The organism is Bradyrhizobium sp. SZCCHNRI3043 (genome assembly GCF_032377735.1).
In the GTDB taxonomy this organism is placed as follows: domain Bacteria; phylum Pseudomonadota; class Alphaproteobacteria; order Rhizobiales; family Xanthobacteraceae; genus Bradyrhizobium.
The window spans coordinates 351,168-374,483 of sequence record NZ_JAUHID010000002.1; the positions used below are offsets into that span (position 1 = coordinate 351,168).

Annotated in this window: 23 protein-coding genes and 1 pseudogene; 14 read left to right on the forward strand and 10 right to left on the reverse strand. The window is 66.4% G+C overall.

Annotated features, from left to right (window positions below; genetic code table 11):
- Positions 1-2: 2 nt before the first annotated feature.
- Positions 3-1,049 carry a uroporphyrinogen decarboxylase gene (gene hemE / locus QX124_RS07415; protein WP_409997668.1) on the reverse strand — a complete coding sequence of 349 codons (1,047 nt, stop codon included), beginning with the start codon at positions 1,047-1,049 and terminating at the stop codon, positions 3-5.
- A 183-nt stretch (positions 1,050-1,232) separates the two neighbouring features.
- On the opposite strand from hemE, the gene QX124_RS07420 reads away from it, so the two are divergent.
- Both QX124_RS07420 and QX124_RS07425 read left to right on the forward strand, forming a co-directional pair.
- A complete protein-coding gene (locus QX124_RS07420; RefSeq protein ID WP_315738420.1) occupies positions 1,233-1,472 on the forward strand; it encodes a hypothetical protein in 240 nt (79 codons plus the stop codon).
- Between the two features lie 170 nt (positions 1,473-1,642).
- On the forward strand, positions 1,643-3,553 hold the full coding sequence (locus QX124_RS07425; protein ID WP_315796796.1) for a diguanylate cyclase: 1,911 nt from the start codon (positions 1,643-1,645) through the stop codon (positions 3,551-3,553).
- Positions 3,554-3,566: 13 nt separating this feature from the next.
- On the opposite strand, the gene QX124_RS07430 is transcribed toward QX124_RS07425, so the two are convergent.
- The gene (locus QX124_RS07430; RefSeq protein WP_315796797.1) at positions 3,567-3,794 is read right to left on the reverse strand and encodes a SlyX family protein; all 228 of its coding nucleotides are present in this window, start codon (positions 3,792-3,794) and stop codon (positions 3,567-3,569) included.
- Positions 3,781-4,560 (reverse strand): rhodanese-related sulfurtransferase, encoded by a 780-nt coding sequence (locus QX124_RS07435; RefSeq protein WP_315796798.1) that lies wholly within the window; start codon positions 4,558-4,560, stop codon positions 3,781-3,783. The genes QX124_RS07430 and QX124_RS07435 overlap by 14 nt, the downstream gene beginning before the upstream one ends.
- Before the next feature lie 132 nt (positions 4,561-4,692).
- Between QX124_RS07435 and ggt the strand changes: the two genes are divergently transcribed.
- A complete protein-coding gene (gene ggt / locus QX124_RS07440) occupies positions 4,693-6,279 on the forward strand; it encodes a gamma-glutamyltransferase (RefSeq protein ID WP_315738417.1) in 1,587 nt (528 codons plus the stop codon).
- Positions 6,280-7,177: 898 nt separating this feature from the next.
- Positions 7,178-7,636 (forward strand): FKBP-type peptidyl-prolyl cis-trans isomerase, encoded by a 459-nt coding sequence (locus QX124_RS07445; RefSeq protein WP_409997669.1) that lies wholly within the window; start codon positions 7,178-7,180, stop codon positions 7,634-7,636.
- A gap of 360 nt (positions 7,637-7,996) precedes the next feature.
- Here QX124_RS07445 and QX124_RS07450 read toward each other — a convergent pair whose 3' ends face one another.
- A complete protein-coding gene (locus QX124_RS07450; RefSeq protein WP_315738416.1) occupies positions 7,997-8,212 on the reverse strand; it encodes a CsbD family protein in 216 nt (71 codons plus the stop codon).
- Positions 8,213-8,361: 149 nt separating this feature from the next.
- Here QX124_RS07450 and QX124_RS07455 point away from each other — a divergent pair, with 149 nt between their 5' ends.
- Positions 8,362-8,880, forward strand: a complete 519-nt coding sequence (locus tag QX124_RS07455) for a cupin domain-containing protein (RefSeq protein ID WP_315796800.1) — start codon at positions 8,362-8,364, stop codon at positions 8,878-8,880.
- A 149-nt stretch (positions 8,881-9,029) separates the two neighbouring features.
- Here QX124_RS07455 and QX124_RS31835 read toward each other — a convergent pair.
- From QX124_RS31835 to QX124_RS07470, 3 genes and pseudogenes are all read right to left on the reverse strand, one after another.
- A pseudogene (locus QX124_RS31835) lies at positions 9,030-9,137 on the reverse strand (GTP-binding protein); the annotation flags it as partial.
- 435 nt (positions 9,138-9,572) lie between these two features.
- On the reverse strand, positions 9,573-10,802 hold the full coding sequence (locus QX124_RS07465; protein ID WP_315796802.1) for a Tad domain-containing protein: 1,230 nt from the start codon (positions 10,800-10,802) through the stop codon (positions 9,573-9,575).
- Positions 10,803-11,085: 283 nt separating this feature from the next.
- Positions 11,086-12,534 carry an MATE family efflux transporter gene (locus QX124_RS07470; RefSeq protein ID WP_315796803.1) on the reverse strand — a complete coding sequence of 483 codons (1,449 nt, stop codon included), beginning with the start codon at positions 12,532-12,534 and terminating at the stop codon, positions 11,086-11,088.
- Positions 12,535-12,572: 38 nt separating this feature from the next.
- On the opposite strand from QX124_RS07470, the gene QX124_RS07475 reads away from it, so the two are divergent.
- Complete coding sequence (locus tag QX124_RS07475) at positions 12,573-12,695, forward strand: hypothetical protein (protein ID WP_315796804.1); 123 nt, start codon at positions 12,573-12,575, stop codon at positions 12,693-12,695.
- On the opposite strand, the gene QX124_RS07480 is transcribed toward QX124_RS07475, so the two are convergent.
- Together QX124_RS07480 and QX124_RS07485 are read right to left on the reverse strand one after the other, a co-directional pair.
- Positions 12,692-13,840, reverse strand: coding sequence for a hypothetical protein (locus QX124_RS07480; protein WP_315796805.1), 1,149 nt, complete (start codon positions 13,838-13,840; stop codon positions 12,692-12,694). The genes QX124_RS07475 and QX124_RS07480 overlap by 4 nt on opposite strands.
- 2 nt (positions 13,841-13,842) lie before the next feature.
- The gene (locus QX124_RS07485) at positions 13,843-14,544 is read right to left on the reverse strand and encodes a FecR domain-containing protein (protein WP_315796806.1); all 702 of its coding nucleotides are present in this window, start codon (positions 14,542-14,544) and stop codon (positions 13,843-13,845) included.
- A 139-nt stretch (positions 14,545-14,683) separates the two neighbouring features.
- Here QX124_RS07485 and QX124_RS07490 point away from each other — a divergent pair, with 139 nt between their 5' ends.
- Positions 14,684-16,012 (forward strand): phospholipid carrier-dependent glycosyltransferase, encoded by a 1,329-nt coding sequence (locus QX124_RS07490; RefSeq protein ID WP_315796807.1) that lies wholly within the window; start codon positions 14,684-14,686, stop codon positions 16,010-16,012.
- Positions 16,013-16,080: 68 nt separating this feature from the next.
- Here QX124_RS07490 and QX124_RS07495 read toward each other — a convergent pair whose 3' ends face one another.
- Complete coding sequence (locus QX124_RS07495; protein ID WP_315738410.1) at positions 16,081-16,731, reverse strand: OmpA family protein; 651 nt, start codon at positions 16,729-16,731, stop codon at positions 16,081-16,083.
- A 74-nt stretch (positions 16,732-16,805) separates the two neighbouring features.
- Here QX124_RS07495 and QX124_RS07500 point away from each other — a divergent pair, with 74 nt between their 5' ends.
- The 7 genes from QX124_RS07500 to QX124_RS07530 all read left to right on the forward strand — a co-directional run bounded on the left by QX124_RS07500 (position 16,806) and on the right by QX124_RS07530 (position 23,203).
- Positions 16,806-16,979 carry a hypothetical protein gene (locus QX124_RS07500; RefSeq protein WP_315796808.1) on the forward strand — a complete coding sequence of 58 codons (174 nt, stop codon included), beginning with the start codon at positions 16,806-16,808 and terminating at the stop codon, positions 16,977-16,979.
- A gap of 136 nt (positions 16,980-17,115) precedes the next feature.
- Complete coding sequence (locus QX124_RS07505; RefSeq protein WP_315738409.1) at positions 17,116-17,346, forward strand: hypothetical protein; 231 nt, start codon at positions 17,116-17,118, stop codon at positions 17,344-17,346.
- 74 nt (positions 17,347-17,420) lie between these two features.
- Entirely contained in the window at positions 17,421-18,593 is a 1,173-nt protein-coding gene (locus QX124_RS07510) for a winged helix-turn-helix domain-containing protein (RefSeq protein WP_315796809.1), read from the forward strand.
- Between the two features lie 126 nt (positions 18,594-18,719).
- Entirely contained in the window at positions 18,720-19,277 is a 558-nt protein-coding gene (locus QX124_RS07515; protein WP_315796810.1) for a TetR/AcrR family transcriptional regulator, read from the forward strand.
- Positions 19,278-19,326: 49 nt separating this feature from the next.
- Positions 19,327-20,289 (forward strand): alpha/beta hydrolase, encoded by a 963-nt coding sequence (locus QX124_RS07520; RefSeq protein WP_315773397.1) that lies wholly within the window; start codon positions 19,327-19,329, stop codon positions 20,287-20,289.
- A gap of 248 nt (positions 20,290-20,537) precedes the next feature.
- On the forward strand, positions 20,538-21,869 hold the full coding sequence (locus QX124_RS07525; RefSeq protein WP_315773399.1) for an MFS transporter: 1,332 nt from the start codon (positions 20,538-20,540) through the stop codon (positions 21,867-21,869).
- A 227-nt stretch (positions 21,870-22,096) separates the two neighbouring features.
- Positions 22,097-23,203 (forward strand): efflux RND transporter periplasmic adaptor subunit, encoded by a 1,107-nt coding sequence (locus QX124_RS07530; protein WP_315738404.1) that lies wholly within the window; start codon positions 22,097-22,099, stop codon positions 23,201-23,203.
- Positions 23,204-23,316: the final 113 nt, after the last annotated feature.

Consider the following 23,316-nt stretch of genomic DNA (forward strand, 5'->3'; position numbering starts at 1 on the left):
GGTCATCCCCTGTAGGCGCGGACGCGCGCCAGCATCTGCTCGACATGGGCGATCGGCGTCTCCGGCAGGATGCCGTGGCCGAGATTGAAGATGTGACGTCCCCCGGCATAGCTCGCCAGCACGTCGTCGACCGCCTGGTCGAGCGCCGCGCCACCGGTGATCAGCGCCAGCGGATCGAGATTGCCCTGAACGGCCACCTTGCTCTGCACCCGTTCGCGGATAAAGGCGGGCTCCGCCGTCCAGTCGATGCTGACCGCATCGATTCCGGTTTCGGCGACGTAGCCCGGCAACAGCGCGCCGGCGCCACGCGGAAAGCCGATGATCCTGGCGTCGGGCCGCGCCTTGCGGACGCCCTCGACGATGCGTCGCGTCGGCGCGACCGACCAGCGCGCGAACTCGCGCGGTGACAGCACCCCGGCCCAGGTGTCGAAGATCTGCAGCGCGTCGGCACCGGCCTCCAGCTGCTTCAAGAGATAGGCGATCGAGCTGTCGACCAGCGCATCGATGATTCTGCCGAACGCATCGGGATGCCGATAGGCGAGCAGCCGCGCCGGCGCCTGATCAGGTGTGCCTTGGCCCGCGACCATGTAGGTCGCAACCGTCCACGGGGCGCCGCAAAAGCCGATCAGGGCGGTGCTCGGTGCCAGTTCGGCCCGCACACGGCGCAGCGCCTCGAACACCGCTTCCAGCGTCGACAGGTCTGCCTTCGCCGACAGCGTCGCGATCTTCTCCGGCGTATCGAGCGGGTCGAGCCGCGGACCTTCGCCGACCTCGAAGCGGACGCTGCGGCCGAGCGCATGCGGGATCACCAGAATGTCCGAAAAGATGATCGCCGCATCGAAGCCGAAGCGCCGGATCGGCTGCAGCGTGACTTCGGCCGCGAGCTCAGGATTGAAGCAGAGATCGAGAAAGCCCCCGGCCTTGGCGCGGACCTCGCGGTACTCCGGCAAATAGCGGCCGGCCTGCCGCATCATCCAGATCGGCGGTCCGCTCTGCCGCTGACCGGCCAGCACGTCGATGAAAGGCTTGTTCACGGCAGTCTCACTCACGCTCGGGGCTCCGCAACCTTCGGGAACAGTTTACCGTCCGTGATACATGCCCAAGCGGTTCCGGCCAAGGTCATATCCGCTCGGGCGTCGCGGGAGATGCGAGCGTCCCCGCAGTCGCCGGGCGTCACATCGAGGGGAACACGTCCTTCGCCCCTGCGTTGTCGTCCCACAGGGAGATTGGTCATGGCTGAGAAATTCAATCCCGCGCCGCACGACAAGCACGCCGTCGATCCCCGCGAAGCCGCGCGTCTCGACCGCAAGACTGCAACGCAGCTCGACAAGGGACTGATGGACACGTTTCCGGCCTCGGATCCGGTGAGCCTGCAGCAGCCCTCGACGACCCGTGTGAAGGACGATGCTGACGTTGACCGAGACCATTCGCCATCGCTTTGGGACAAGGTGCGATCGGTGTTCGTTCGCTGAACTAACAGGCGGAACGCCCGCCTTGACCGCGGCGCCGCCGCTGTTTGTCCGTAGTCGTACGGGAGATGCCGTAATCTTACGGGGCGCTGCGGACGCCTTTGGACCCGCCGCATTTCAAGGTTAGATAAGATGTCCATGGGACTCTCCCGGCGACCGGAGAGTCCCGCGGAATGGACGTTGGTGCGACCAGAGTTGATCGAAGCCGCCTGCCGATGTGGGCGGCTGGCGTGCTTGCGCTCGTGTCGGTCGCGATTCTCGCTTACAGCGTCTGGGGCGAATGGACGTCCCGACAGGCGGAGGTGCGCAATGCCGAAACCGATCTCGGCAACCTCGCTCACTCGCTCACCCAGCACGTCGAGGATACCTTCGAGCTTGCGGATTCGCTGTTGCGCGGCGTCGTCGCCGCGCTCGAGACCGATGACGGCAAGCTCGGTGCGATCGCCCGACTGCAGACGATCCTGAAGACGAGGAAGGCCAATCTCGGCCGCATCCGGGGCATCTTCGCCTATGGCGAAAACGGCGACTGGCTTGCCACCACCGAGGATGTCACGCTCACCAACTACAACAATGCCGATCGCGACTACTTCGCACACCACAGGATTTCGGCCGATCGCTCGCTGCTGATCGGTCGTCCGGTGCAGAGCAGGGCGGGCGGTCAATGGGTCATCACCCTGTCGAGGCGCTGGAATCACGCGGATGGCCGGTTCGGCGGCGTCGTGCTGGCAACCATCGACGTTGCCTATTTCGCTCGGTTCTACCGTCAGTTTGCCGTCGGTCGTGAGGGGACGATCAGCCTGATGAGCCGTGACGGAGCCGTCCTCGCCGACAATGCGGAACCGGACCCGCAGACGGTCGGGCGCCCGGTACTGGAAGCGATCCCCTATCATCCGGCGTCGGGGCCGTTGCAGTTCCGAAGGTTCGGCGAAACATCCGAACGCATCGGGTTCTATCAGCACGCGCAGCGCTATCCGTTCCTCATTCTGGTGACGCGCACGGAGGCGGAGGTCCTGGCCGAATGGAAGCGTGATGCGCTGATTCGGCTCACGGTGCTGGTCTGTCTGGTCGCGCTCGTCATTGCGATCGGCATCTTTCTCGCGAAGCAGTTGCTGCAGCGGCAGCAGCTCGCCGCGGCGCTGGCGGCAAAGGAGGAGAACTTCCGGCTGCTCGCCGAAGGCTCCAGCGACATCGTGACGCGGATCGAACTGGACGACTGCATCGGCTACGTCTCGCCCTCGACCATGCGCGTGCTGGGCTGGCACCCGTCGCAGCTCCTGGGCAAGCGCGCGCTCTCCGGCGTGCATCCGCTGGATCGCCCGCAGTTGCAGGAGATCCTCGATCAGCTCAGGAGGGGGGCCGTCGACGAAGCACGCGCAACCTATCGCATGCGCCGCCGCGACAAGTCGGAGATCTGGGTCGAGGCCACGATCCGCGCCACCCATCAGCCGGACGGCGTGCTCGACGGCTTCGTCGCCGTCACCCGCGACGTGACGCAGCAGAAGACGCTGCAAGGACGGCTCGAGACGCTTGCGATCGAGGACGGTCTCACCGGGCTCGCCAACCGCCGCCGGTTCGACGAGCGGCTGCTGGAGGAGTGGGGCAGGGCCTACCGCGACAAGACTTCGCTGGCGCTGCTGATGATCGACATCGACCACTTCAAGGCCTTCAACGACGCCTATGGTCACCCGGCCGGCGACGAATGCCTGCACACCGTGGCCGGCATTCTCGCCGACGAGGCGCAGCGCAGCTCGGATCTGGCGGCCCGCTACGGCGGCGAGGAGTTCGCCATCCTGCTGCCGAACACCGATGCCGAGGGCTGCGCCAGGCTCGGCGAGCGGATCAGGCGGGCACTGCACGAGGCCCGCATCGTCCACGATCACAACCCGGCGGGCATCGTCACCGCCAGCATCGGTGGCGCAGTGTGCCGGCCGGGCTTCGAGCGATCGGCCGGCCCGGCCTCGTTGATCGAGGCGGCCGACCGCGCGCTCTATGCCGCGAAGGACGCCGGCCGCGACCGCCTGATCATGGCCGGAGAGGTGATCGATCTGCCCGCCGGCAAGGCGCCTGCGACCGTCCCGGCCTGAGATCGCCGCACACTCAGTAGTGCGGTGGCGGCTCATTGCGCGGCCCCTCGGCATTGCTTTGCGCATCCTCGAGCCGCTCGACCAGCAGGGCGATCTTGCGCTTCAGCGCATCGATCTCGCGCCACTGCGCGGTGATGGTCTGGTTCAGCGTCTCGATCGTGTCGTCCTGGAAGGTGAGGCGCATCTCCAGCGTGTCGATTCGCTCGCCGAGCTCCGCGTTGGATGGATCAGAGCTGCTCATCGCGTGCGCCCTCCGGAACTGCCTTGATCGTAGCCGCGCTGTGCTCCCGCAGACCGTGGCCGAGCGCGACGCGTTCGTCGAACACGAAGCAGCCGCCGCGCCAGCGGCTCTCGGCTTCCGGGATCTCCTCGAGATACTTCAGGATGCCGCCCTTGAGGTGGTAGACCTCGGAAAAGCCGCGCGCCAGCAGCAGCGCGCTCGCCTTCTCGCAGCGGATGCCGCCGGTGCAGAACATCGCGATCCGCTTGTGCCTCGCAGGATCGAGTGCGCGTTCCGCAAAATCCTTGAACTGCCCGAAGCTCAGCAGGCCTGGATCGACCGCGCCTTCGAACGTCCCCATCGCCACCTCGAACGCATTCCTTGTGTCGAGCACGACGGTATCCGGCGCGGCGATCAGCGCGTTCCAATCGGCGGGACTGACATAGGTCCCGACCTGCCGGGTCGGATCGGCGGTGGGATCGCCGAGCGTCACGATCTCCCGCTTCAGCCGCACCTTGAGGCGCCGGAACGGCATGGCCGTGGCGCGCGAGTATTTCAGCTCCAGACTGTCCAGCCGGCCGGCGAACAGCGTTCCGTCGCGAAACTCGCCGACCAGAGCGGCAATTGCCGGTTCGGTCCCGGCCACGGTGCCGTTGATGCCCTCCTCGGCCAGCAGGACGCTGCCCTTGATGCCGCGCTCGGCGCAAAAGGCGTGGAGCGGCGCGCGCAGGTCGCGAAAATCCGGCAGGGCGACGAACTGATAGAAGGCGGCGACGGCGAGGGGCATGCGGCCGTTTACCAGCAGAGCTGACCATAGAAAAGCTGGTATCCCCGGGCATTGCCGAGCCTGGAAGGAATGTGCGATGTAGCCGGTCAGCACTGGCATTCCAGCCACCAAACGATCACGCAGCGAGCAACGATGAGAAGCTTCCATTTCCCCGGCAGGTCGACGGTCCACGCCCAGAACGGAATGATCGCCACCTCGCACCCGCAGGCGGCGCTGGCCGGGATCGAGGTGCTGCGGGCCGGCGGCACCGCAGCCGACGCGGCGGTGGCGGCCTGCGCTCTGCTCGGGGTGATCGAGCCGCAATCGACCGGCATCGGCGGCGACTGCTTCGCCTTGGTCCAGCCGAGGGGCGAAGGCCGGATCATGGCCTATAACGGCTCGGGCCGGGCGCCCGCCGCCGCGACCGTGGACTGGTTTCTCGAGCGCAAGATCCATTCGGTCCCTCTGACCTCGGCTCATGCCGTCTCCGTGCCCGGCGCGATCGATGCCTGGGACCGCATCCTGCGCGACCACGGCCGGCTCGGGCTCGACCGGCTGCTGCAGCCCGCGATCCGCGCCGCGGAGGACGGCTATGTGGTGGCGCCGCGTGTCGCGTTCGACTGGAACAACCAGTTCGAGAAGCTCAAGAACGGCACCAACACCGCGCGCTACTTTCTGCCGCATGGCAAGGCGGCTGCCGTGGGTGACGTGATCCGCCAGCCGGAGCTGGCGCAGACCCTGCGCGTCATCGCCAAGGACGGGCCGAAGGGCTTCTATACCGGCGCGGTCGCCGAGGACATGGTGCAGACGCTGCGTGGCATCGGCGGCCTGCACACCTTGGAGGATTTCGCCAACCACCAGACCGAGGTGACCTCGCCGATCGGCACCACCTACAAGGACTACGACGTCTGGCAGTGCCCGCCGAACGGCCCGGGCATCACCATGCTGGTGATGCTCAACATCCTCTCGCGCTTCGACCTCACGCGCATCGATCCGCTCAGCGTCGAGCGCTTTCACCTCGAGGCCGAGGCCGCGCGCATCGCCTACATGATGCGCGAGCAGCACATCGGCGATCCCGCGCACATGACGACGGAGGTCGCCAGCATCCTCGCCAAGGAGTTCGCCGACGAGTACATCTCGCAGATCAGCCTCGACAAGCTGCTCGACCTGCCGAACGTCGCGCCGCCGATGAATCCGGAGACGGTCTACATCACGGTCGTCGACCGCGACCGCAACGTCTGCTCCTTCATCAATTCGATCGCGCATTCGTTCGGCTCGGCCATCGTCTCCAACGAGACCGGCGTGCTGCTGCAGAACCGCGCCGGCGGCTTCCGCATCCAGCCGGGCCATCCGAACTGCATCGGCCCGGGCAAGCGTCCGCTGCACACGATCATCCCGGCGCTCGCCACCAAGGCCGGCCGCGCCCAGATGTCGTACGGCGTCATGGGCGGCCAGTATCAGCCGGTCGGCCAGACCCACGTGCTGACCAACATCCTCGACTATGGCTGCGACGTGCAGGAAGCGATCGATATGGCGCGCGGTCTGCACTACGAGGGCGTCTATCAGCTCGAGGACGGCGTGCCGGCCGAGGTGGTCGAGGGCTTGCAGAAGATCGGCCACAAGACCGCCAAGGTGGTGTCGCCGCTCGGCGGCGGTCAGGCGATCTGGATCGACTGGGACAAGGGCACGCTCACCGGCGGCTCCGACCCGCGCAAGGACGGCTGTGCGCTGGGCTATTGAGGCCGTAGACGTTCGTGCGTCTGTTGTGCTCGCGCGCCAACTCGTAGGGTGGGCAAAGGCGTGCCGCGCTGTATCGACCCCGCTTCGTTTTCTCGCGCGCCGTGCCCACCCTACGGCAGTTGCACACTCCACTGTCGTCCCGGCCTTGAGCCGGGACCCATACCTCCAGGGAGCGGTTTGAGGCAGGCTGGTCATTGGCCGTTTGCCCATTACGACGGTCGCGGCGTATGGGTCCCGGATCGGCGCCCCGACGCGCTGGCGCGCGCCGTGGCTTGTCCGGGACGACGACGGTTCGCAAGGCGAATTCACGGCTCAAACAGCGATCGACATAGCTTTGCAGTCTCGCGGCGCATCGCGCCCGAGGTCTGCAATCAGTTCGTCCCTCGCGACAATGCAGAGGGCGCAGGGAATGCCGGGTGAAGGCCTCACCCATGGCCCGCCTGCGAAAAGAATGCAGGCGGCAGGTACCACAGGCAAAGCCGATTCAACCGGCATTCCCTGCGCGACGGTCTTCACGCTTATACGCAGTCTCCCTGGTGCGCCGGGCTTGTTGGCCACCATCCCTAGCGCCATGCGCTCGCATTGCGCCAGGTTGATACCAGCATCGGGGTATCAGGACGCTGCGACTTCACGTCCGCGCATTGCCGTTCGTCCGCACGCCGATAAGCATGCTGCGGCAACAACGCGGCCATCGCATCCCCACCTCGCGTGTCGTGACGATCGCGCGCTACGCCCCTCTGCGGTGAGGCGGGATGCGCGGAGAAAATCATGATTTCCGATTATGCGCAAGTGAATTATTTTTTTCGGAAGTCGATGCCGGGCTGGTCAGCCGCTCCCGCATGAGCTAAACCGCGGCTCCCGTGAACGAGCAGAAGCGGTCTGGAGCATGCGGCGTCCGATGAACAGAAGAGTTGCGCTGATGGCGGCGGCATTGGCCGCGGCCGGCGTCGTGCTGGGCTCCCGCGCGGTCTCGGCACAGACCAGTTCCGCCAAACCCACAGGAAAGACCATGACCACTCCCTCCGGACTGCAGATCATCGACACCAAGGAAGGCACCGGCGCCACGCCGACGCGCGGTCAGACCTGCGTGATGCACTATACGGGCTGGCTGTATGAGAACGGCCAGAAGGGCAAGAAATTCGACTCGTCGGTGGATCGCAACGAGCCGTTCGAATTCCCGATCGGCATGAAGCGCGTGATCGCTGGATGGGACGAGGGCGTCGCCACCATGAAGGTCGGCGGCAAGCGTACCCTGATCATTCCGCCCGAGCTGGGCTACGGCGCCCGCGGCGCCGGCGGCGTGATTCCGCCGAACGCGACGCTGATGTTCGACGTCGAACTGCTCGGCGTGAAGTAAGGCGCGCGAATGATGCCGGGAGGGCAACCAAGCGTGCTGCGCGATACAGCGCCCTCTCCCCTTGTGGGAGAGGGCATCACGGGCCCAACCGCGAACACAATGGGGTGAGGGGTCTCTCTCGGCGAGCGACGCTCATGGAGAGAGGCCCCTCACCCGACCGAGCTCGTGGCGCTGTCCTACATGCCCTCTCCCACAAGGGGAGAGGGCGCATTCATGGGCGCCGGCTGGAGCGCTGTAATGATCTGGCTGATAGTTGCCATCTATCGTCAACTAACGACGATGCAAAGACCGGCCCCGTGAGGGGCCGGTCTTGTAGTTGATAGCGTCTTCGCGCGATCTCCGCGACCGCGCCGATCCTGCTCAGAGATTCTTGTTGGCGGCGCCGGCGGCGGTGTTCACCGCGTCCTTGGTCGCCTTCTTGGCATCGCCCAGCGCCTGCTGGCCCTTGCCCTTGATTTCCTGCACGGCACCCTCGCCCTGCAGGCGCTCGGAGCCGGTGGCTTCGCCGATGCCCTGCTTGGCCTTGCCGATGGTCTCGTTGGCGACGCCCTTGATCTTGTCGGTGGTGGCACCCATGACTTCGTCCTCCGCTGATTGTGTGAACTCCACCGATCCAACGCACGCGATGCAGAAAGGTTCGTGCGGAACCGCGAATAGCTTCGCTGCGGCATTTCGGCTAACAATGGCTTGGTTCCCTCGAACAGACGAAATCCCGAGAAGAAATCATGTCAGGCTCTCACGATCACGCGCACGGCCATTCCCACGATCACGGCGACGAGCGCTGGAAGCACGACGGCGTCCGCGTCATTCCGGGCAATCAGCTCGATTCCAACGTGCCGTCGACGCCGGGCATGGACCGCAAGGCGGCGATCAACTTCGCGCGCGTCGGAGCGCAGAAATTGTGGGCGGGCACGGTCACGATCAGGCCTGACGCCAAGACCGGAGCGCATCATCACGGCCATCTCGAGAGCGTGATCTACGTCGTGAAGGGCAAGGCGCGGATGCGCTGGGGCGATCGGCTGCAGTTCACCGCGGAGGCCGGTCCCGGCGATTTCATCTTCGTGCCGCCCTACGTGCCGCACCAGGAGATCAATGCGAGCCCGGACGAAGTGCTCGAATGCGTGCTGGTGCGCAGCGACGGCGAGGCGGTCGCGATCAACATCGATATCGAGCCGGTCGAGAAGCCCGAGACGGTGCTGTGGATCGACCCGGTGCACCGCGATCCCGCCGAGTCGACGTCGTAGCCATCAAGGAAATGGCGGAGCCGTCTCGCGACGGCTCCGCCGGGCAGGGAGCGGCTATACCGCCTTCCCTCTCACACGCGAAGCAGGGGCGACTGTCGCGCGTGTGTCTCGCTGGTCGTTGTACTCGAGCCGCAGTTCGGATGAATGCTGATCAGGCCGCCTCGTTGGCGCGGCGCCAGCTTCAGGATGTGGTTGAGCAAAGTGGTCTTCCCAGCCCCGAGGAAGCCGGACAAGACCGTGACGGGGAGTTTGCACATCGAGATCGAACAGCCTCTTCAGGGGAAAGGGTCGGTGCCGGCGGGCGGGCATGCGGACTCTTTATGCAATGTTATAACGTAACATCATCTGAAGCGGGAGACGGTGTCAAGGGGGGAGCGTGGCGACGAAGGCGTGATTGGGCGGGCCGGCGGCGGCTTGTGGAGTCGGCAGAGGCGGCGGCCGAGATCGCAGGGCGCGAGCGGCTCTGGTGAGCTGGTGAAGTCCTTGCAGTGCTGAAACGACGCTGCAGCCGCCAGCGACACCGCGTTCCCTCTGCCGTGAAGAACGGGGAGAGGGAAGCAGTATCGGTGGCGGGATGCAGCTCCGTTTCATCTCGGAAGAGAGGAGCTGATCCCTTCTCGTGAAGCCGGGTCGTCAGTCCCGGCGACCAGCCGCTGAAACAGCACTCACGAGAATTGGCTCAGCTATGGCAACTACCTCGACAGGAACGCCGTGCCGGCCGGACCACTGGCCGCCGACATCGACAACGCGCCGGGCGCGATCGCCCAGTTGGTCTGGTTCAGGATCAGCGTGTTGAACACCATCGTGACGCTGTTGCTGCTCATGGTCGAGACCGAGTTGATGATGACGTTGCGGCTCGGCAGATACATCAGGCCGGTATAGGACGAGCTGCTGGTGCCGTTGATCGGCAGGTTCGTCGTCGACAGGCCGCTCGGCTCGTACATCAGGATATTGGCGTAGGTGCCGCTGGTCGGCGCCGACAGCGTCGCATTGACGTTGCCGTTGAAGGTGAGCGTCGCGTTCTGGTCGACGAGGTAGAAGGTGACGCCGCTGCCGGTGACCGTCCATCCCGAGTTGAAGGTCATCGCGCCGCCCTTGATGACGTAGAGGCCCGGATTGAGCGTCAGCGTGCCGGAGCCGTTGAAATTGGTCGCGCCGCAATAGACGCCGGGGTTGAGCGTGACCGAGCCGGGATCATAGACTTTGTTGTTGGTGGTGCACGCGCCCACCGTGACGGCGGGCAGCTTGCCGGCAAATGGGTCGGAGATCGCCGCGCAGCCGGTCTCGGCCGGCGGGGTGGCGCCGCCGTTCTTGGTGATATTGGTGCCCTTGATGCAGATGCGCTTGACGTTGAGCGTGGCGTTGAACATCGCGGCCGGGCTCTGCGTCGACAGCACGTGGATCTCGCAGCTCGGCGCATTGAGCTGGGCCCCGGAATTCACCAGCAATGATTGCGCGTTGATGGTGCTGACCAGCAGGATGCAGACGGGCGACGTGGTCTGCGCGCCGGCCTTGGCCGTTGCGGACGCCGTCACGCCGAGCGATGTCGTGCCCATCACGTTGAGGAACGAGGTCTTCACCGAGGTCGTCGCGGTGCCCGACAGCGAGCCGTCGCTGTTGGGCGTGAAGGTCGCCGTTGTGCCGGTGCCGAACCGGCCTTTGAAGCTGCCCGAGAACACCGCGCTCGCGGTCGACACCTGCTGCGCGCTGGCCTGGGTCACGCCGGCGAGGACCGCGGCGTCGACCGACTTCTGCAACTGCGCTCTGGTGTCGCTCGACTTGGCGAAATCGACCGCGGCGCCGACCGACACCAGGATCGGGACGATGGTGATGGCGAAGATCATGCTGATCTGGCCGTCCTTCGCGCGGCCAAATCTCCATGCCCGATCGCGAAGAGTCTTCGACGAAATCGATGCGGTCATGTGCAATGCTTCCTGCTGATGGCTGTCCGAGGCTCGACGCCGGCGGATGCGAGCCCCTGCTGCAAGGAAGTGGCGGTCAGACATTACCGCATGCTGAATCCGGTTCCATAAAGGAACCCGTGGACGGGGTCGTGGGAGCCGAAGGTTATCAGTCTGTTTGCCGGATCAGCGAGAGGTGCCCGTTCGCACCACTCACTGGTAGTAGCCGCGTGAATTGCTTGTATTTGGCGGTGACTGTCGTGAGTTGCAGGCGGTTGGATTGCGCCCGTCGGTGGACGTTGCGCTAATGAGGCGAGCGCCAGATCCGGGGCGAGAGAACGAGGCTGCACACCAATGCGTAGGCGACGAGCGACAGCGTCACCATCGCGGCGAGTGAGGCCATGCCGCCGCCGAGCATGACGATTGCGGCATAGCCGCCGCCCGCCGCGATCAGCACGCGCAGGGCGGAGCCGACGAACGGCCACAGCACGTGCCCCGCGCCTTGGCCGGCAAAAGCCAGCACGAAGCCGAAGCCGAGCGCGGCGTAGGCCGGCGCCACGGTGCGCAGATAGGTCGCGCCCTCGCGCAGAACCCCGGCGTCGCGGCTGAACAGGCCGAGCCAGAGCGGCGGATGCAGCGCCACGATCAGGCCGATGGTCCCGACCAGGGCTGCGCCCGCCAGGGCACTGATCCAGGCGATGCGGCGCGCACGGCCGCGCTGGCCGGCGCCGACATTGATGCCGACCATCGTCAGGGTGGCCGTGCACAGTCCGAACAGGATCGGGATCATGATGTAGTCGAGCCGCGAGGCGATGCCGTAGGCGGCGAGCTCGGAGGTCCCGAAGCGGCCGGCGAGCGCGGTCACCAGGATGACGGTGAGATTGACCATGACCGCGTTGAGCGCGGTCGGCAGCCCGACTCCCAGGATGTCGGCGAACAGCCGGGCCTGCAGCCGCGCAACGCGCACATGCAGGCTGGAGCGGCCGGAGGCCATGTAGCGCACCAGCACCAGCATGGCGCCGCAGTAATAGAGGCCGAAGGCGATGCCCGCGCCGGCGATGCCGAGCCCCGGCAGTGGGCCAAGGCCGAAGATCAGCAGCGGCGAGGCGGGAATCATGACCAGCGCGCCGACCAGGGTGACCAGCGCCGGCACCCGCACATTGCCGGCGCCGCGCAGCGCCGCCGCCTGCAGGTTGACGATCCACACCGGGATCGCGCCGGCGAACAGATAGTTGGAGTAGCGCAGCGCCGCCTCCAGCGCGTCGGCACGCCCGCCGAGCGCGTGGTACAGGGCCGGGCCGAACAGGGCGGTCGCAAGCGTGAACAGGCCGCCGGCGATCACCGCCAGCACGATGGCATGGAACGCGATGGCATCGGCATCGGCGTTGTGCCCGGCGCCGACCGCGCGCGCCACCGCCGAGGAGACGCCGCTGCCGATGCCGCCATTGGACATCATCGTCATCAGCATGAAGATCGGGAACACCAGTGCGACGCCGGCCAGCGCATCGGTGCCGAGGAAGCCGACGTAATAGGCCTCGGCGACGTTGACCGCGGTTTGCGCAACCAGCACCGTCATGGTCGGCAACGCCAACCGGAACAGCGCCGGCAGCACCGGGCCGGAGAGCAATGCCGTGCGGACCGACGCGGCCTTGGCGCGCGGCGGAGCCGCCGGCGTAAAAAGCGAAGTTGGCGCCTCCGGAGCTGCGGTGCCGCTGCGCCGGGCCTCGCCGGTCGCCTGGGTGGAAACGTCCATCGGATCTCCGCGCGCGCCTGGCGAGCCGTTGCTTTTGAATGATGATCGTCATCCAATATGGCAGCGGCCGTGTGCGGGTCAAGGTGACCCTGGCGCAGACCGATCATGAAATGTTGAAGGAGCGCGGTGGTGCACCCGCCAGGGGCGGCGCCAGCCGCTAATAATGGACGCGCAGGCCGATGCCGCCGTGGATGGTGTTGCCGACCGGCTGCGGGCCGAGCGTGCCGTTGACGAACAGATCGGCGATCCAGCCCTGCGGCAGGCGGAAGCCGAGCCGGCCGCCATATTCGAACCAGCCCTGGTTGCCCATGGTCGGCGTCACCGTGCCGTTGCCGGTGACGGTGGCGACGATGCCGGAGCTGGTCGCGAACGACTGGACGTAGCCGCCATTGATGTTGGCTTCGATGCTGGAGCCGAACAGGTGGGTCCATTGGCCGCCGACCTTGACAAGGCTGGTGCGGTCGGTGCCGCCGGCGATCGTCGCATCGAACGGGTTGAAGGCGAGCGCGGGATCGCGATAGCCGGCGACGTGCTGCCACAATTGCCACAGCTCGACCGACGCCGCGAGCTCGTCGCGCGGCGACAACCGGCTGATCCAGCCGGCGCGGCCATAGACCGCGTAGTTCGACGCCGTGGTGGTGCCGTCCGCCGTGACGTTGCCGAGGCTCGTCGCATAGCGCCGGCCGTAGCGCACGCGCTCGTACGGCGTCAGGATCGTCCCGATGTCGAAGAACGGCCGCGACGAGCCCCAATCGGTGAAGTCGTAGCGCAGCGCGAAGGCGCCGATCGGCGCCGAGGTCACATGGTAGCCGTTCTCGTCGTAGTGCGTGTAGGCGAGGCCGGCGAGCAGCGCCAGATTGTTGGTGAGCTGCTTGCGGCCATGGATGCCGGCCGAGAACGAGCCGGCCGCGCCGAACGCGCTGACGCAGTCGTTGCAATTGACCTGCTCGTTGACGCCGAGCAGCACCAGGCCGAGCACCCGGTTGGTGATCATCTGGTTGAAGCGCTGGTCGGCGAGGCCGTTGATCGCGTTCGCGCTGTTTCCCGCGCCGGTGGGCGTCGGCGACGGGGTCGGCGAGATCGAGGGCGAGGGCGTCGGCGTCGGGCTGGAGGTCGATGTCGGCGTGGGCGTTGCGGTGGGCGAGGAGGTCGGCGACGGCGACGCGGTCGGGCACAGCGCCGCCGCGAAATTGTCCACCCCGCAACTGCTCTGCGCGGCGGCCGGCGCGGCCTGCAGGGCGAGCGCGAGCAGCCCGCCGGCGATGGCGGTCATCAGGAGAGCAAGCTGACCGCGGCGCGTTCTCATCGTCACCGCCCGCACAGGATGCCGGTGAAGTCCTGCGGCGGCGCGTTGCTGGCGAGATCGGTGACCGTGCAAAGGCCCGATGTCGACGCGCAGGTGGCGGCAAAGCTCCAGGACGGATTGCCGGTCTTTTTGATCGCGCTCCGGCCCTGGCCGGTCGCGGTGATGATCGCGGTGTCGCCCGGCTGCGTCAGCTCGAGGCATTGGAAGGTGAGGGTGCAGACCCGCGAGGCGCCTTCCTGCAGCACGACCATGGTCTGGCCGCGCTGCGAGCGGATGTCGAGGATGGTGCCGCGCACGCCGATGGTCGCGAGCGGCGTGTTGATCTTGTAGGCGGTTTTCTCGGAATGGCCGGTGACGAAGCGGAACGCGCCGGTGCCGAGCCGGATCGCGATGTCGCGATAGCTGGTCTCGTCGTTGAAGACGGTGCGGTCGAGCGTCAGGGTGGCGTTGGCGCCGAGCGAGAGATTGGTGCTGTCGATCATGACGAGCCGCGCGGCACTGTCATTGCCGGTGCGCACGGTCTCGTTGCGCACGACGCCGTCGCCGACGCTGATCGGGCTGCTCGAGGCACCTGCAACGCGCAGCACGTCCTTCTGCACCAGCACGGCTTCGCCGATGCGGCCGTCGGCGCTTGCGCCGCCCGCGACGCCCAGCAGGGCGGCCGCCGAGATCGCAGCGACACAGGTTCGGCGACGCAGACTCATATCCACACCGAAGATTGTTTCCTGCTCAATCTAGCCGAAGACGGCGCGCGGGGTTGTTGTAAAATGGGCACAAGTTTGCCTCGATGACCGTTCGGTGGTTAGTTGCCGCCACCGTGAGATCAGTTCAACGCGGAGGCCCATGAAGGTATCTGCTGCTCGCCGGGATGACGACGACGAGGACGGCGAGGTTGCGCAGGATGGCGCTCTGTCGGTCCGCCGCTGTGTGATGACGGCATTGCTGATCTTCGCGATCGCGCACGTCGTGCTGATGATCGGGCTCGCCTCGCCGCCGAAATTCGTCTTCGACGAGGTGCACTACGTGCCGGCGGCGCGGCAGATGCTGGGACTGGCGCCGGCGACGCCGCAGCTCAACCCGATGCATCCGCCGCTCGCCAAGGAGCTGATTGCACTGTCGATCAGGACGTTCGGCGACAACGCCTTCGCATGGCGCTATCCCGGTACCGTGCTCGGCGGGCTCGCCGTCGCCGCCATCTATCTGTGCGGCCTGGCGCTGTTCGCGGCGCAATGGCCTGCCATCGCAGCGGCGCTGCTCGCGGCCTTCAACCAGATGCTGTTCGTGCAGGCGCGCATCGCGATGCTCGACATCGGCGCGCTCGCCTTCAGCCTGCTCGGGATCGCGGCCTTTCTGTTTTCGTTCAGGCAGCGCCGGCCGCAGGTCGTGTTCGCGCTGGCGGGCGCGCTGTTCGGCCTTGCGATCGCCTGCAAATGGAGCGGGCTGTTTCCGCTCTTGACGGCGCTTCTCATCGTCGGTCTCATCAAGCTGTTGCAGCACTGGCAGACCTCGTTCGGCGATGGCGAGCCGACCGACTGGTATCGGCCCGAGCAATGGCCGCAACTGAGCTGGCTGCAGATCGTGTTGTGCCTCGTCGCAATGCCGGCCGTTTGCTATCTCGCGACCTTCGTCCCGCTGCATGGCCTGTCCGTCATCGGCATCTTCGAAGCGCAGCGGCGCATCTTCGCCGACAGCGTCACCACGGCGATTGCCGGCCATACCTATATGAGCGCGTGGCCGACCTGGCCGTTGCTGGTCCGTCCGGTCTGGTTCCTGTTCGACAAGACCAGCGACACCGACATCGCCGCGGTGGTGCTGCTCGGCAATCCGCTGGTGCTGTGGCCGGCACTTGCCGCGCTCGGCATCTGCGTCCGGGATTTCATCGCGACGCGCAGCGCGGCGGCGTTCCTGATCCTGGCGTTCTATCTCGGCTGCTATCTGCCCTGGGCGCTGCTGCCGCGCGCGCTGAGCTTCATCTACTACTACCTGCCGTCGGCGACGCTGGCGAGCCTCGCGCTCGTCCATGTGCTGACCCGCTGGCCGCGCTGGGTGCTGTTGAGCTATGTCGCCGTCGTGGTGCTGGGCTTCGTTGCGATGCTGCCGGTCAGCGCCGCCTTCATCGGCACGACGATGCAGACCTTCACCCGGCTGATGCTGTTCCAGAGCTGGATCTGAAGTGCGGACAAGAAAGCGCCCCGCCTGCCAGGGACCGTGGGCAGGCGGGGCGATGCGCGGCGGAGCGCTCACTTCGCCGCGGTTTTGGTGTCCATGTTGACGACCTGGACCCGCCGGTTGAGCGGATCGGCCGGGTTGGCCGCGTCCTTGAGCTTGGTCTTGCCATAGCCGACCGTGACGAGGTCCTGGCCGGCGAGGGCGAACTTCTCGACCAGATAGCGCTTGATGGTGTCGGCACGGCGCTCGGAGAGATCCTGGTTGAAGCCGTCGCTGCCGATGCCATCGGTGTGGCCGGCAACCACGAAGGTCGAGCCCTTCAGGTTCGGATCGGACAGCGCCTTGCCGAGCTCCTGCACGGCCGGCATCGAGGCCTTGCTGATTTCGGCCGAGTTGTAGTCGAACTGGATCTCGAGATCGATCTTGGGCTTGGTCGCCGCGATCTCGGCGATCTGCTCGCGCTCGCCGAGCGACAGCGAGCGGGTCTTGCGGTTGCGCATGCTGTCGATGAAGGCCGCCTGCTTCGCCTGCGCTGCCGCGTCGGCCTGCGGGGTTGCCTGCGGTCCGACCGAAATGCCGCGCGTCACGGCCTTCGGCTTCAGCGCGTTGAGGATCTTGTCGGCCGACACGGCCTCGCCGGCGAGGGCGGTGCCTGCGCCGATCGCCAGCATGGCGGAGAACGCCGCCGCCTGAACTGCAAAGCGTCCAAAATATGGGGTCATCGTCGTCATCCTCGGGTCGTCATGCCTATGGCCATTGGATGCGGGAACGATAGAACGGGTTCAAAGCGCCAAAAGTGATCGACGTCACGTTGCCGGACTGGGCGGCCCTTGCGGGGCGAAGCGAGTGGTCCGCGGGACGCGCCGCGCGCTGCCGCAAAGCGATCGGCAGGTGGTCGGTCCGCGAACAACAAATCGGCCAGATGCGCCTCTACCGGATAGCGTTCGCCGGGAAAAAATCGCAAACCTGAAGGACGCGAACGGCGACTGGATTCGTAGTCTAAGAAACGCAAACAGAAAAGCAGAGCCGTGTTCAACCCATCGCACAGGCGCGACTATCAGTCCCATCGGGCGAGCAGTCAGGATCAGACGGGATCAGCCGGTTCCATGTCGACGCTGATCGGGGCTGGCATCATTGCGGCATCGATCCTGCTGTCGACGCTGATCACCGCGGTCGGCAACCGCTATGTCGGCCTGGAAAGTCCGGCCGAGGATACGGCCTGGCTGGTCGACCGCCTGACCGGCCGCATCTACAAGTGCCGTGCGCCCGATCCCGGCCGCGCCAGCTGCAAGGCCGAGATCGCCACCGGCAGCATTCCGGACAAGGCCAAGCCGTGAGGTTCCGCAAGGGGATCTCGCCGGCCTGATTTGCCGTTGCGGGAGCGGGGGCGAATCTCGCACCATTGCGCGGCATGCCCGCTGTCCCCACGCCCATCCCGCTCTCCAAGCCGCAGGCGCGCCGCATCTGGCTGCGCGCGCAGCGGCTCGATGCCGAGGCGCCGTTCGGCGCGGGCCCCGAGGCGGTCGCCGCCGCCATTGCTCATCTCGGCTATGTGCAGATCGACACCATCAACGTGATCGAGCGCTGCCATCACCACATCCTGTTCAGCCGCATTCCCGCCTATCGCCGCGCCGATCTCAGGCAGGCGCAGAGCGCCGACAAGACCGTCTTCGAATATTGGACCCACGCGCTGTCCTACATCCCGCTGCAGGACTTCCGCTACTTCGTCCCGGCGATGCGCCGCTACCGCCGCGAGGGCCATCGCTGGCTCACGACCGTGAAGCCTGAGGATACGCGCAAGGTCATGCGGCTGATCCGCCAAGGCGGCGCGCTGACGATCCGCGACATCGACGACGACGTGCTGCGCGAGAAGGACCACGCCTGGGCCAGCCGCAAGCCGTCGAAGCGCGCGCTGCAGCTCGGCTTCTACGAGGGCGTGCTGACGGTGTCGGGCCGCGACGGCATGCTCAAGACCTACGACCTCACCACCCGGCATTTCGGCTGGGAACGGCTGCCGAAGGGCGCCAACGATCGCGAGATCGCAGCCTATCTGCTCGACCGCGGCTTGCGCGCCCAAGGCGTCGTGAGCCTCGATTCGCTCTGCCATCTCAATGCGCCAAGCAAGGCCGCGGTGCGCCGGGTCATCGATGCCAGGGTCCGGCGCGGCGAGCTTGTGCCGGTGACGCTGGAGGGCGCCGGCAAGCAGGAGCACTGGGCGACGCCGGCCGCGCTGGAGGAGCCGATCGACATCAGCTCCGAGCGCGTGCACATCCTGTCGCCGTTCGATCCGCTCATCATCCAGCGCAAGCGGACGCAGGCGATCTTCGACTATGATCATCGCTTCGAGGCCTATGTCCCGAAGGACAAGCGCCTGTTCGGCTATTTCGCGCTGCCGGTGCTGGTCGGCGACGAGATCGTCGCCGCGCTCGATCTCAAGACCGACCGCCAGAACGGCAAGCTCCTGATGCAGAAATGGAGCTGGGTCGGCCAGGGCAAGGCGGCGCGCGGCGACCAGCGCAAGGCGCTGAAGCGGACCATCGAGGACGAGCTGCACCGGTTCCAGCGCTTTCAGCTTGGAGACTGACCTGGTCGTCGGAGATCCGCTCGGTGCTCTTGATTTGGAAACGAATGTTTCCTAAAAGGAGGGATGACGAGGTCGCAACAGGATTCATCCGAGCGCCGCGGGCCCGGTCGGCCGCGCGAGTTCGATATGGACACCGCCCTGAACAGGGCTCTGGTGGTCTTCAGCGAGCGCGGTTATCACGCGGCGTCCTTGGCCGACCTGCGCGCGGCCATGAAGCTCGCCACCGGCAGCCTCTACAAGGCCTTTGCCGACAAGCGCGCGATCTTTCTGGCGACGCTGGATCATTACATCGCGCGCCGCGACCAGCAGGTGCGCGAGCGCATCGATGCGCAGCCCAGCGGCCGCGACAAGCTGGAGGCCTTGCTGCAGTTCTACGCGGAATCCGCCAGCGACAGCGAAGGCCGGCGCGGCTGCCTCGTCGTGACCAGCGCGGCCGAGCTCGCCACCTTGGATGCGGAGGCCGCCGCCAAGGTCCGCGGAGCGTTACGGCGGGTCGAGACCCTGTTGCGCGACCTGATCAGGCTGGGCCAGGCGGATGGATCGATCCGGCCGGATCTCGACGCGGAAGTCGTGGCCCGAACCTTGTTCTGCGTGATCCAGGGATTTCGGGTGGTCGGCAAGACAGGGCGCACGAGGAGCGAGATGATGGCCGTGGCAGACCAAGCTGCCGCCTTGTTCGCGTGATGTCGTGTCTAAATAGGAAACGATTGTTCTATAATTAGGAGGATGATCCATGACTGAGTTGATGAGTGCCATCTCTGCCGAAAGTCCGTCGCGGCTGGTCGCGGCCGAGCCGTTCGGTCGCGCCGATGCGTCGCTGCCGGGCTTTACCCACCGCTTCGAGACCGTCGATGGCCTTCGGCTGCACTATGTCAGCGGTGGCCCGCCGGCTGGCGAGGTCGTGGTGCTGCTCGCCGGCTTTCCCGAAAGCTGGTTTGCCTGGCGCAAGGTCATGCCGCTGCTCGCATCGCGCTATCGGGTCATTGCGCCGGATCTCCCCGGGCAGGGTGACTCGGACCGGCCAGCCGACGGCTACGACACTCAGACCCTGGCCACGGCGGTGCATCGCCTGCTGCAGCAACTCGGCGTCACCAGCTATCATCTGGTGGCCCACGATATCGGTGCGTGGGTGGCTTATCCCTATGCGGTGCTGTTCGAAGCCGAGGTGCGCAGCCTGGCGCTGCTCGATGCGGGAATTCCCGGCGTCACCCTGCCCGAGGCGCTGCCCTTCGCGCCAGACCGCGCGTGGCGCACTTGGCACTTCGCGTTCCACGCCGTCGCGGATCTCCCGGAGATGCTGATCCACGGCCGCGAACGCGACTATCTCGCTTGGTTCCTGCGCCGGAAGGGTGCCAATCCCGAAGCGTTCTCCGAACGCGATCTCGACGAATACGCCCGCGTGCTGACCAAGGCCGGCGGCTTGCGCGCCGGGCTCGCTTATTATCGTGCCGCCGCACTGTCCGCGCGTCAGAACCGCGAGCTGAAACAAAGGGGCAAGCTGAAGCCGCCGGTGCTCGCCGTCGGTGCCGACCAGGGATCGATCGTGGACATGGCCGCGCCGCTCAGGGAGGTCGCCGATCACGTCGAGGGCATCACCATCTCCTCGTGCGGCCACTACATTCCGGAAGAGCAGCCTGCCGTTCTGGCCGAGGAGCTCAACGCCTTCTTCAGCCGTGCCGGCGCGGGGCCGATCTGAGCTTTCGGTTGATATCGCGGCTTGCCGTTGGCAGGCCTATGCCCAAGCAGGCCGCGTCGCGATCCGGTCGATCCAGATGCCGATGACGCGGATGAGCATCTCGGGCGAGGAGGGCGTCATGCGCGGGCCGCGCCCCCGCGATGCGCCGACGGGCTGTGGGATTTCAGGTTTTCCGATTGACTTGCCACGACCGATGCTCAACACCGCCTTCAACTATCAATGTCCAGAAAGCTCCGGGGAGGAGATCGATGAGTCCGTCCGCCACCAGTCCGGCCGCGCTTGGCCGCTCCGATATCGAGTCCGCGACCATCCGCGCCATCTCCTGGCGCCTGATTCCGTTCCTGGTGCTGGCCTATTTCTTCTCCTATCTCGACCGGGTCAATCTCGGCTTCGCCGCGCTGACCATGAACGCGGAGCTGAAATTCTCGCCGCTGGTGTTCGCCTGGGGTGCGGGCATCTTCTTCATCGGCTATTTCATCTTCGAGGTGCCGAGCAATCTGGCGCTGGAGAAGTTCGGCGCCAGCCGCTGGATCGCGCGCATCATGGTGACTTGGGGCATCATCTCGGCGCTGATGGCCGTGGTCTCGGGCCCGTGGAGCTTTTACACGCTGCGCTTCCTGCTCGGCGTCGCCGAGGCCGGATTCTTTCCCGGCATCATCCTCTATCTCACTTATTGGTACCCCGCCCAGTATCGCGCGCGCTTCCTCGCCGCCTTCGCGGTTGCCGTGCCGATTTCGACCGTGATCGGCGCGCCGGTCTCCGGCCTGCTGCTCGGCATGCACGGCCTGATGGGACTGCAGGGCTGGCAGTGGCTGTTCATCATCGAGGGCATCCCCTCGGTCATCCTCGGCGTCGTCACCTGGTTCTACCTGACCGACCGGCCGGAGCATGCGACCTGGCTGTCCGCGGAGCAGAAGGCCTGGCTCGCGGCGAAGCTCGAGGCCGAGACGGCGGCGAAGCAGGCCGCCGGCCACATGACGCTCGGCGAGGCGCTGTCGTCGCCGAAGGTGATCGTGCTCAGCCTGATCTATTTCGGCTTCGTCGGCGCGCTCTACGGCATGCAGTTCTGGCTGCCGCAGATCGTCAAGGCATTCGGACTGACCAATGTGCAGACAGGCTTCGTCACCGCGATCCCCTATGCGTTCGGCACCGTCGCGATGATCCTGTGGGCGCGGCATTCCGATGCGACACGCGAGCGCGTGATGCATGTCGGCGCGCCGCTGATCCTGATCGCGGTGGCGCTGGCCGCATCGAGCATGATCGGCGATCCCACGCTCACCATGGTTGCGCTCACGGTCGCGGCGATCGGCGTGTTCTGTGTCTTCGGCGTGTTCTGGACGCTGCCGACGGCATGGCTGTCGGGTACGGCCGCGGCCGGCGCCATCGCGCTGATCAACTCGATCGGCAATCTCGCCGGCTTCGGCGGCCCCTATCTGGTCGGCTGGATCAAGGACACGACCGGCTCCACCACCCACGGCCTGCTCGCGCTGTCGGTGCTGCCGCTGATCGCCGGGCTGCTCGCGTTCTTCGGTGGCCACGAGAGCAAGGTCGAATTCGCCGGGCAGGCGCCCGCGGAGTGAAGCCGCACGATGCATGCCCTGATTGCGGGGCCGGGCTCGACCGCGGCGGCGGACGGCCCCGGAATCGGTGGCGGGTGAGCGCACGGCGGAGTTCCGAGCCGGCCTGCCGCTCCACTGAGCACCTGCGGCAACATGTCCAGATGATCACGAAGTCATGATTGCTGACGAATATTGACAATCGTCATTCGACATTCGACACTTCCTCGTAAGAGCAGCGAGGGTGCCCCATGTTGATCCGCCTGATTTTCGCGAGCTATTCCAAGCTGTTGACCGGCCTTGCGCTGGCCACGATGGCCGTCGCCCTGGCCGGGTGCAATGAAACCGTCGCCCAGAAGGCCGAGCCGGTCCGGCCGGTTCTGGTCGCGCCCGTCCATTACGAGGCCGAGACGCCCGAGCGCAGCTTCGTCGGCACCATCCGGCCGCGCATCGAGGCCGATATCGGCTTCCGCGTCGCCGGCAAGGTCGCCAAGCGCCTGGTCGAGGTCGGCCAGACCGTGGAGGTCGGCCAGCCGCTCGCCACGCTCGACGAGGTCGACCTGAAGCTGCAGGCCGAGCAGGCCGAAGCCGAATTCCGCGCCGCCACCGGCGTGTTGGCGCAGGCCTCCGCTGCCGAGACCCGCGCCAAGGAGCTGCGCGCCAAGGGCTGGACCACGGATGCCCAGATGGACCAGGCCAGGGCGTCCGCCGACGAGGCGAGGGCGCGGCTCAATCGCGCCGAGCGCTCGGTCGAGCTGACACGCAACTCGTTGTCCTATGCGACGCTGGTTGCCGACGCGCGCGGCGTCGTCACCGCGAGCATGATCGAGCCAGGCGTGGTCGTTGCCGCCGGCCAGGCCGCGATCCGTGTCGCGCGCTTTGCCGAGAAGGAAGCCGTTGTCGCGATCCCGGAGACCCTGCTCGAGCGCGCCAAGACCGGCAGCGCCTACGTCACATTGTGGTCGGAGGCAAACAAGCAATATGCGGCGAAGCTGCGCGAGATCGCGCCCACCGCCGATTCCGCGACGCGCACCTATCTCGCCAAGTTCTCGCTGCCGGACGCTGGCGACGCCGTCTCGCTCGGCATGACCGCGACGTTGACGCTCGCCGATCCCGCCACCACGCGCGTCGCGCGGCTGCCGCTGTCGGCGCTGTTCAGCGATGGCCGCGATCCGTCGCTCTACGTCGTCAACGACAAGGGCGAGGTGACGCTGAAGCCGGTGAAGGTGAAGGCCTATGACAGCAAGGACGTGCTCGTCACGTCAGGCGTTGACGAAGGCGACAAGGTCGTGGCGCTCGGCGTGCAGAAGATCGATCCCAGCCAGAGGGTGCGCGTCGTGTCGGCGCTGACGTTCTAGCTCTGCCGTCGTTCCGGGGCGCACGTAGTGCGAACCCGGAACCTCGAGATTCCGGGTTCGATGCGTTCGCATCGCCCCGGAATGACGGACGTAACGGTCGTCATCGCGAGGAG